Origin of the sequence: Spiribacter onubensis, from assembly GCF_040838425.1 — a bacterium.
In the GTDB taxonomy this organism is placed as follows: domain Bacteria; phylum Pseudomonadota; class Gammaproteobacteria; order Nitrococcales; family Nitrococcaceae; genus Spiribacter; species Spiribacter onubensis.
Genome location: NZ_JBAKFI010000011.1, coordinates 1 through 8,623, shown reverse-complemented (window position 1 = coordinate 8,623; position 8,623 = coordinate 1). Strand labels below are relative to the sequence as shown.

Genomic DNA, 8,623 nt, shown 5'->3' with positions numbered 1-8,623 from the left:
AAGAGCCGGAGTATCCCCCGAGCGCCACACCAGTGTCCCTGATCAAACGGAATCGTTATCCCCGATCAGCCGGAATGCCCGTCCCAGATGGCGTGGAATCGGTGGCCCAGATCGGGAGTATTCCGCAGCCAGACCCGGCGCCTGCCAGGTGGCTGAGGCTGGCGCGCCGGGAGCGCCTTCCGCCGTGCCCTGCCCCACCAGCGCCAGTGGCAGGCCATCGGGGTCGGTGAAATGCAGGGAGGGCGCTCCCTCTGCCACTGAACCCGTCCGGCGCTGAATGCCGGCCTGCGTCAGGCGCGCCTCCCATTCCGGCAATGATTCCGCTGCCACCGCAAACCGCGTCTCAAGCGGCTGTCCTCGGCCCGGTTGCCCGGCCGGCACACCGGGGAATGGGAAAAACGTCATCGCCGTCCCGGGTCGGCCAAGGGCATCGCCGTAGTAGAGGTGATAGGTGAACGGATCGTCCTGATTAACGGTCTTTTTCACCAGCCGCAGGCCGAGGACGCCGGCGTAGAAGTCGAGATTGCGTTGCGGGTCGGCGGCCACGGCGGTGATGTGGTGAAGGCCTTTGACGGAATTCATTCAGAAAGGGTAGCAGGCTGTGGGTCAGCTCGGGCAAGCAGGTGTATGACCAGCCGCACCATCAGGTCCTTCGCCTTCGGATCGCTCTCGGCAATCAGCAGGGTCAGTGCCGTGAGGCCATTGTCATTCAGGGTCAACGGCATACCTTCCTGGCGCAAGTACAGGAGAAACAGGAACGCGCCCGATGTCGCCCACCAGCTCCTGGCGCAACAACGTTTCGCCCAGCAGATGGACGGCCTGCTCCAGCTCGGTCAGGCCGCGTTGCGCCAGCCGATGCTCATTGAGGCTGTAGCCCTGAGTGAGATGCTCGCGAAGGACGCGGGTGGCCCATTGGCGGAAACGGGTGGCGCGTGTGGAGCTAACCCGATAGCCCACCGAGATGATGGCGTCGAGGTTGTAGTGTTTGAGGCGGCGCTTGACCTGCCGGGAGCCCTCCTGGCGAACTGCTAAGAAATCCTTAGTGGTTGCCGATTCGTCTAACTCCCCGTCTCGAAAAACGTTCGTCAGATGCATCAAGACGTTTTCCGCGGTCGTCCCAAACAGCTCGCCCATTTGCCGCTGGGTCAGCCAAACGGTCTCCCCTTCCAGCCGCACCTCGACCTGCTGGGCATCGTCTTCGAAGATGATCAGATCGCTCACAATGGGATCTCCGCGCAGGTCTGAGATGCAGATTCGATAACTAAGGGGTAGCAGACTCAGCATTTAAGTCGGCAGATGCTACGCCGCAGTGAGTTCCACCTTGTGGACCTTATCCAGTGCTATGGTCTGACCCGCATGCCAGAGATCATAAGCGTCCTGCATCGCCAGCCAACTCAGGGGTGTGCGGCCAAGTGCCTTGGAGAGCCTTAACGCCATCTCGGGGCTGACACCGCTTTTCGCTTTCAAGATCCGGTTCAACGTGGATGGGGACACATCCAATCGCTCGGCCAGGTAGCGGCAGCTCAGTCCGTGAGGCTCCATGTACGTCGCCAAAATGAACTCACCGGGATGTGGGGGCTTGTGCATAGACATGAGTGTAGCGCGTTGCGCAACAGCGTCAATACGTTAGCTTCCGCATCCTGCTATGCCTTGCCATCGGCAGCAGTTGTTGCACGATTTGCAAGGACCGGATGACGTAACTGATTTTGCGAAGGCTTATGGAGCTAGACATCACCGATACCTAAGCAAAACTGACCGATCTGGTTCGCAGGGCCGAGGCTGGTGAAGACATTGTGTTGACCCGGCACGGGCATGCCGTTGCCCGACTGGTTGCAATGCGCCCTTGCACTTTGGGCGCAGGCAGAGCCGCACAAGTCGCCGCTATCCGCGCTCGGGCGGCGGCGAAAGCCCTGCCCGGCTCCAGCGCCCGCCAAAGCCAGGACTTTCTTTACGACGAAGACGACCGGCCGGAATGATGGCTTTGGACACCTCTAGCCCTGTGACGCGATCAACTCCGCATCATCATTGGCTGGTTTGTTGACGCGTGTATCGACTGGCCAAGCATTGAGCTGAGCCGGGTCGAGTGCCCGGGTGACGGCCTTTACCTGATCCCGGGTTTGATTGGCCGGATCCAACCAAACCTGCAGGCAGGTCTGATCCAGGACCACCGGCATGCGAGGGTGGATATGCGCGATGCCCTGCGCGGCCGGCTGCGTGATGATGGCAAAGCTGCCCGCGCTGTCCTCTCGCGGCGGGTCATACAGCCCGGCAAAGAACATCAGCGGCTGAGCCGTGGTGACGTAATAAGGCGTCTTCGCACCATCGTGCTTCTGCCACTCATACCAACCCGTCGCGGGCACCACACAGCGGTAGCGGGCAAAGGCATCACGAAAGAATGGCGAGGCCGCCACCTTCTCGGCCCGGGCGTTGATGGGCTGCGGTGCATCCTGGCCCGCCCACACCGGGCGATACCCCCACCCCAGCTGCTCCAGCACCACACCGCCTTCACCAGCGGCATGCGCCACCCACTGCCGCGTGCCCGGGGGGGATGTTGAACGATGGCGTGACCTCAGGCGCCTCAGAAATACCAAGGGCCTGGGCGATTTCAGTGCCTGAGGCGTTCAGGACGTAGCGGCCGCACATGGGGAGGCGTTACCGACGATGCTCATTTCGGATCCTTATCGTCCGTGAAGAACTAAAGATGAGGAGCCTTCAACATGACCCGAGGACCTCGTCCACCCAGGCGGGCACCACCTCGCTGGCCGGACCCTCGATGACACGGTCGAAGGCATCGCTTGCCTCGCTGCGGGCCAAATTGATTTCCACCGTGTGCGCACCCAGTTGGCTGGCCACCTCCACGAACCCAGCGGCGGGATATACCGTCCCCGAGGTCCCGATGACCACCAGCTGCGTGGCGCGTCGCAGGGCCTGCTCGATTTCGTCGAGGTGATAGGGCATCTCGCCAAACCAGACCACATCGGGACGACAGGTGCTCTGCCCACATGCCGGGCATGCCGTCTGGGTTGATAGCTGTGGCGGCGATGGCCAGCAGTGCGCGCAGGCAGCGCAGACGGCCCGGTCAACCCGGCCATGCATGGCATAGATCCGACGGCTGCCCGCGCGCTCATGCAGGCCGTCGATGTTCTGGGTGATCAGCGTGACCCGGCCGAGCAGACGGCGCTCGAGTCGGGCCAGCGCCTCATGGGCGGCATTGGGTTGGGCAAGCGCGGCGTTCTCCCGGCGGGCATTGTAGAAGTCGTGGACCAGCGCCGGATTGCGAGCGAACCCCTCCGGCGTTGCGACGTCTTCGAGATCGTACTGGTCCCAGATTCCTCCGGAATCGCGAAAGGTTCCCAAGCCGCTTTCGGCGGACACCCCGGCACCGGTGAGAATGACGATGGATTCAGGCATGGTGGCTGGCTACTACTGGATGTGGGTTCAGTATAAGCGTTGAAAGCGACATGAATTACTACTCGGACAACGCCGATGCCCTCTTCGAGCGCTACAACGCGCTCGATTTCGAGACGGTCCATGCCGATTTACTGTCCTGTCTCCCGGAGACGCCCGGGGCCGCTCTGGACGTCGGCGCTGGGGCGGGCCGCGATGCGCTCGCGCTCGCCCGACGCGGCTGGGACGTCGTCGCCGTGGAGCCGGCGCAGGGGCTGCGTGAGCGGGGTGAGGCTTACACGCACGGCCATCCGGTTCAGTGGATGGATGACCGCCTGCCGGGCCTCGACTCGATTCGGGCGCTATCCGAGCGATTCAATCTGATCCTTGTCTCGGCGGTATGGATGCATGTGCCGCCGACGGAGCGTGAGCGCGCCATGAGGGTGCTGAGCGAACTGCTCGCACCGGGTGGACGGCTTTGCATCACGCTGCGTCATGGGTCGGGAGATGGCGAACGGGTGTTTCATCCGGTCAGCCGGGCGGAAGTCGAGCAACTGGCCCGTCAGCGGGCGCTAATTGATATCACCCCAAGCGGTCAAGGCGGGACCCGATCGGACTGCCAGGGCCGCGACGAGGTCACCTGGGAGACGGTCTGTCTGCAACTGCCCGACGACGGCACCGGCGCCCTGCCGGTGCTGCGGCACATCATCGTCAACGACCAGAAGTCCTCGACCTACAAGCTGGGTCTGCTGCGCGTCATCACCCGCATCGCCGACGGCCTGCCGGGCATGGTGGTCCGGCGCACCGATCAGTATGTCACCGTGCCGCTGGGGCTGATTGGCCTGTACTGGCTGCGGCTCTATAAACCGCTGATCATGGACCATGCGCTGCGTCAGACCCAGGGCAATGCGGGTTACGGGTTCGCCAGGGAACCGTTCTACGCACTCCGCTATCTCTCGGTGTTTGATCTTTGTGTCGGGCAGGCGTTTGACAGTCACACCGGCAAGATTCTGCTGGCGGCTATTCGTGATGCCTGCCAGAACATCCGCCAGATGCCAGTGCGCTACACCACCTGGCCGGGCTCGACGGAGCCATTATTCATCGCCGAGCCCGCCAGCACCCGTCTGCGCGAGGTACCCGTGCGGCTGGATCGCGAGACGCTCCTGCGATTCGGGGTTTTCCACATCCCGAGCCACATCTGGGATTGCGCCAGCCGCTACGCCTGCTGGCTGGAGCCCGCGATCGTCAATGAGTGGGTCGATGTCATGCAGCGCTACGAGTTTCGCTATAACGTCGGACCCACACGTGACGCGCTCCGGTGGCAGGCGCCGGTTCGCCGCACTCATCTGGTACGGGATCTCATCGAATCACGGCTCGGCGTTAACCCATCTCCCCAATGCACATGGACAGGCACTCGACTGCGGACCAACCACTACGAGGTGGACCATGCCCTGCCCTGGGTGCACTGGAACAACAATGACTTATGGAACCTGATGCCAGCGACGCGCCGGGCCAACCGGGAAAAGCGCGACCGCCTCCCCGCCGCCGGCCTGCTCAGCGATGCCCACGACCGAATCATCGACTGGTGGACATCAACCTACCTCAACAGCCGCTATCGAGATCAATTCATTATCGAAGCCGAAGCCGCGCTGCCAATGGTCCCGGATGCCAGCCGCCCGCAGGCGGTATTCGAGGGGCTGCAGCATCAGCGCAGGCGCCTGAAGCAGAATCAGCAAATTGCGGAGTGGATAGGGTTAAACTGAGTCCCTCTGCAAGTTCCCACTGACGCCGAGATCACTTTTTGGCTCTGGCGCGTCCGTAGTTGAAAGCACCAAGTTCCACCATTGGAAATCCCACCAATCTCTGACTTGCCGCCATCGCATGGGTTGCCTTGTTCAAGGAGCATCGGCTGATGGAACGGCGTGGTCATATCTCGCCTGCCGGAGCTGAGGCAGACCATCACCCCGGGAATGAAGGACTCGCTCCCCACACGGCATGGCTTGGACCGCTGAGCCTCTGGGATACCAAAGGGCGGTTCAGAGTTATCGCCGCCCAATCGCATGCTCCGGGAGCAGCTCCAGCCTCCAGTTCATTCAAATCTGGATCATTGGCGACTTACCTCATCAGGTGCTCGGAGCATACAGCCCCGGACGTGATCTGGCGGCTTAAGCGGGCTGGACGGCGGGAATGAATACGGACACAATGACCGACCTGCTTCCAGAACTGAGGGGTCGATATGGGATCTGTAACCTACGCGCGGAGTGTTCTCGACTCAGCCCTATCGCTCATGCCGGCAGCCGAGCTCGCGCGGTTACTTGGCAAATCAGAGCGGTCGGTCCGACGTTGGCAGAAAAGTGGTGCCCCTATCCCTAGGGAGCGCGAACTCGCGATCCTGCAGGTGCTCCGGGAACGCACGATGATCAGGTCACCAAAGGCATCTACGTTCCGGTTCATCGATCTCTTCGCGGGGATCGGAGGGATCAGGCAGGGGTTTGAAGACGCGGGTGGACACTGCGTTTTTTCCAGTGAGTGGGACCGCTTCGCGCTACAGACTTACCGAGCGAATTACGGGAACGAGGACGAGGTGATCCAGACGGACATCCGGGAGATCACAGCTGCCTCAGACGATGAAGACATCAACTCCCGGACGATCAGTTCAGAGATACCCGACCACGACGTGCTGCTGGCCGGCTTTCCCTGCCAGCCTTTCTCTCTGGCTGGCGTCTCGAAGAAAAACAGCTTGGGAAGGGAGCACGGGTTCATGTGCGAGGCCCAGGGGACACTGTTCTTCGACGTGGCGCGGATCATCGACGTCAAGCGGCCACGCGCGTTTCTGCTTGAGAACGTCAAGAACCTCCGCAGCCACGACGGTGGACGCACCTACGAAGTCATTCGTCGCACCCTGGATGAGCTGGGTTATGATGTTTTCGACCGTGTGATCGACGGCAAGGGATTCGTACCCCAACACAGGGAACGCATCTATATGGTGGGTTTCCAAAAGAGCGCCCCGTTCAGCTGGGATCAGATCGACTTCCCGAGCCCCGATACACGGACAATGGCAAGTGTGCTGCATCCAGAGGATGGCAGTGAACCTGCGGAACCGCCATATACTCATGGTGAGGCGGCCTGGGTTGCGGAGAAGTACATCCTCAGCGAGAAGCTATGGCGTTACCTGCAGGACTATAAAGCCAAGCATCAGGCGGCCGGCAACGGGTTCGGATACAGCCGTATCGGGCCGGACGACACCGCGAGAACCCTGTCCGCGCGGTACCATAAAGACGGGTCCGAAATACTGGTCGACCGCGGCGGGAACTTGAGGCCTCGCCGGCTGACGCCGCGCGAATGCGCCCGGCTCATGGGGTTCAATGACGATTTCAGGATTCCGGTGAGCGATACCCAGGCCTACCGCCAGTTCGGAAACTCGGTGGTCGTGCCGGTGATACGCAGGATTGCCCACGCGATGGTGCCGCATGTGGTTACAGACCTCGAAGCAGAGCATCAGGCATACAGCCTTCAGCCGCCTCTTCCGATGGAGTTCCACGAGACGGCGTAATGACGGATGTGCTGACGCCCGACCAGCGGAGCCGGGTCATGGGGCGTATCCGCGGTAGCAATACCAAGCCCGAGCTATGGGTAAGACGAGGCCTTTTCGCCCTCGGATTCCGTTACCGCCTTCACCAGCGGCAGTTACCCGGAACGCCCGACCTTGTCCTGCCTCGATACAGGGCGGTGATCTTCGTCAACGGCTGTTTCTGGCACGGTCATGACTGCCATCTTTATAGGCTTCCATCCACACGCACCGACTTCTGGCAGTCCAAGATCGAGAAGACCCGTATCAGAGATAAGAAAAACAACGCCCGGCTTCGCGAGCTCGGCTGGCGGGTTCTTATCATATGGGAATGTGCCCTTCGCGGACGCACTCGCCAGTCACCTGACAGGGTGCTCGGGTCCGCGGCATCCTGGCTCAGAAGCGCGCAGGCAATGTTGGAGATAACCGGAAAGTAAAAGCGAAAAGCGTCGTCCACCGCAGGGAGAACAGGAGCAAGGAATGCACGATTCAGTGTCAGAGATTTTTGGGTTCATCGCGCATTACCGGCGTAAGCGGCTCGGATCTTGAGGAAGAAGTACTCGTCATCCCGGAAGCCGTAGCCCATTCGCTTGATGACCTTGATCTTGTTGTTGATGCCCTCGATCAGGCGCGTGTGTAGGGGGAACTCGGCATGGGCGAGGATGCCCGGCACGAACGCCTTGATGCGCTCTGCAAAGCGGCGGATGGCGGCAACGCCGGACTCAATGGCGCGCTGGTACCACTCTTCCCAGAAGCCTCTCGCCTCGTCGGGGTCTCGGTGACTCCACAAGGCCTTGAGATCCTCTCGGAGCATGTAGGCGATCATCAGCGGTGTGTTCGCATCGAAGAGCTCCTGGAGGCGCACACGCTGGGCGCGGCTGGTGTTGCGCGGAGAGCGCAGCAGCAGCCACTTCGAGGCCTTGACGACTTTGCGCGCCGCCTTGTCATGGCGCAGGGCGTTCGCCTGGTCGACGTGGACACGGTCAACGACCTCGCGGCTGTACTTGGCGATGACATGGAAGAGATCGTAGACGATGCGGGCGTTCGGGCAGTGTTTCTCAACCTCGAGGGTGAAGGCCGGGTGCATGTCCATCACGGCCGCCTCGATGCGCTCGCACTGCTCGGGCCCAAGCTGCTCGAAGAACTTGCCTACCGCCGCGCGATCCCGACCGGGGCCAACCCAGAGAACACGCTTGCGGATCGGGTCCACGACAACCGTCGCATAGCGATGGCCCTTGTGCAGTGCGAACTCGTCCATGCCAATGACCCGCACATCCGAGAAGTCGGCCGGGTCGAGCCGCGCCTTGAGCGCGCGCTTGTCGATGCGCTTCACCGTATGCCAATGCAGCCGATAGAACTTCGCCACGTGCTGGATGCTGAGCTGGCTGCACAGATAGATCACCGACTCGGCGAGCCGGTTGGTGACCCGCTGCTGATTGGCGAGCCAGTCGATGCGCATGCGCTTTGGCCCGCCGCAGTGCTCGCACCAGACCCGGGAGATGGTGATATCGAGATAGGTAATGGCATCGAACAGTGGCAGAGGGCCTGTGGAGATTTTTGTGTGTGAGCCGCTCCATTGAGATCAGGCTTCCAGCACGAACCGGTCGCCGAACTGGATCGCAAGCTGGGTTTTGGCAGCGTGCCATTGGACGGGTGGCCGTTTCCACT

The 8,623-nt window shown here is 61.7% G+C and carries 11 protein-coding genes; 4 read left to right on the top strand and 7 right to left on the bottom strand.

What is annotated here, in order from left to right; translation table 11 throughout:
• Positions 1-42 precede the first annotated feature (42 nt).
• The 4 genes from V6X63_RS10555 to V6X63_RS10545 all read right to left on the bottom strand — a co-directional run bounded on the left by V6X63_RS10555 (position 43) and on the right by V6X63_RS10545 (position 1,593).
• Positions 43-582, bottom strand: coding sequence for a VOC family protein (locus V6X63_RS10555; protein ID WP_367978907.1), 540 nt, complete (start codon positions 580-582; stop codon positions 43-45).
• The gene (locus V6X63_RS10675; RefSeq protein WP_367966518.1) at positions 579-719 is read right to left on the bottom strand and encodes a hypothetical protein; all 141 of its coding nucleotides are present in this window, start codon (positions 717-719) and stop codon (positions 579-581) included. The genes V6X63_RS10555 and V6X63_RS10675 overlap by 4 nt, the downstream gene beginning before the upstream one ends.
• A complete protein-coding gene (locus V6X63_RS10550; RefSeq protein WP_408022313.1) occupies positions 706-1,221 on the bottom strand; it encodes a virulence RhuM family protein in 516 nt (171 codons plus the stop codon). The genes V6X63_RS10675 and V6X63_RS10550 overlap by 14 nt, the downstream gene beginning before the upstream one ends.
• Before the next feature lie 78 nt (positions 1,222-1,299).
• Complete coding sequence (locus V6X63_RS10545; RefSeq protein ID WP_367978906.1) at positions 1,300-1,593, bottom strand: HigA family addiction module antitoxin; 294 nt, start codon at positions 1,591-1,593, stop codon at positions 1,300-1,302.
• Positions 1,594-1,751: 158 nt separating this feature from the next.
• On the opposite strand from V6X63_RS10545, the gene V6X63_RS10540 reads away from it, so the two are divergent.
• The gene (locus V6X63_RS10540; RefSeq protein WP_367978909.1) at positions 1,752-1,976 is read left to right on the top strand and encodes a type II toxin-antitoxin system Phd/YefM family antitoxin; all 225 of its coding nucleotides are present in this window, start codon (positions 1,752-1,754) and stop codon (positions 1,974-1,976) included.
• A gap of 15 nt (positions 1,977-1,991) precedes the next feature.
• Here V6X63_RS10540 and V6X63_RS10535 read toward each other — a convergent pair whose 3' ends face one another.
• Together V6X63_RS10535 and V6X63_RS10530 are read right to left on the bottom strand one after the other, a co-directional pair.
• Positions 1,992-2,525 carry an SOS response-associated peptidase gene (locus V6X63_RS10535; RefSeq protein ID WP_367978905.1) on the bottom strand — a complete coding sequence of 178 codons (534 nt, stop codon included), beginning with the start codon at positions 2,523-2,525 and terminating at the stop codon, positions 1,992-1,994.
• Between the two features lie 187 nt (positions 2,526-2,712).
• The gene (locus tag V6X63_RS10530; protein WP_367978904.1) at positions 2,713-3,411 is read right to left on the bottom strand and encodes an NAD-dependent deacylase; all 699 of its coding nucleotides are present in this window, start codon (positions 3,409-3,411) and stop codon (positions 2,713-2,715) included.
• Between the two features lie 50 nt (positions 3,412-3,461).
• Here V6X63_RS10530 and V6X63_RS10525 point away from each other — a divergent pair, with 50 nt between their 5' ends.
• From V6X63_RS10525 to V6X63_RS10515, 3 genes are all read left to right on the top strand, one after another.
• Entirely contained in the window at positions 3,462-5,150 is a 1,689-nt protein-coding gene (locus tag V6X63_RS10525; RefSeq protein WP_367978903.1) for a methyltransferase domain-containing protein, read from the top strand.
• Between the two features lie 524 nt (positions 5,151-5,674).
• Positions 5,675-6,940, top strand: a complete 1,266-nt coding sequence (gene dcm, locus V6X63_RS10520) for a DNA (cytosine-5-)-methyltransferase (protein WP_408022312.1) — start codon at positions 5,675-5,677, stop codon at positions 6,938-6,940.
• Complete coding sequence (locus tag V6X63_RS10515; protein ID WP_367978901.1) at positions 6,940-7,392, top strand: very short patch repair endonuclease; 453 nt, start codon at positions 6,940-6,942, stop codon at positions 7,390-7,392. Before dcm ends, V6X63_RS10515 begins: the two co-directional genes overlap by 1 nt.
• Positions 7,393-7,466: 74 nt before the next feature.
• Here V6X63_RS10515 and V6X63_RS10510 read toward each other — a convergent pair whose 3' ends face one another.
• Positions 7,467-8,489: an ISL3 family transposase gene (locus V6X63_RS10510; protein WP_367978908.1), complete on the bottom strand. Its 1,023-nt coding sequence runs from the start codon at positions 8,487-8,489 to the stop codon at positions 7,467-7,469.
• Between the last annotated feature and the right edge of the window lie 134 nt (positions 8,490-8,623).

What these genes read in the sequence shown, in the direction of transcription:
- dcm (WP_408022312.1), top strand. Translation starts at nt 5,675, where the DNA reads ATGCCGGCAGCCGAGCTCGCGCGGTTACTTGGCAAATCAGAGCGGTCG.
- V6X63_RS10530 (WP_367978904.1), bottom strand. Translation starts at nt 3,411, where the DNA reads ATGCCTGAATCCATCGTCATTCTCACCGGTGCCGGGGTGTCCGCCGAA.
- V6X63_RS10545 (WP_367978906.1), bottom strand. Translation starts at nt 1,593, where the DNA reads ATGTCTATGCACAAGCCCCCACATCCCGGTGAGTTCATTTTGGCGACG.
- V6X63_RS10525 (WP_367978903.1), top strand. Translation starts at nt 3,462, where the DNA reads ATGAATTACTACTCGGACAACGCCGATGCCCTCTTCGAGCGCTACAAC.
- V6X63_RS10555 (WP_367978907.1), bottom strand. Translation starts at nt 582, where the DNA reads ATGAATTCCGTCAAAGGCCTTCACCACATCACCGCCGTGGCCGCCGAC.
- V6X63_RS10515 (WP_367978901.1), top strand. Translation starts at nt 6,940, where the DNA reads ATGACGGATGTGCTGACGCCCGACCAGCGGAGCCGGGTCATGGGGCGT.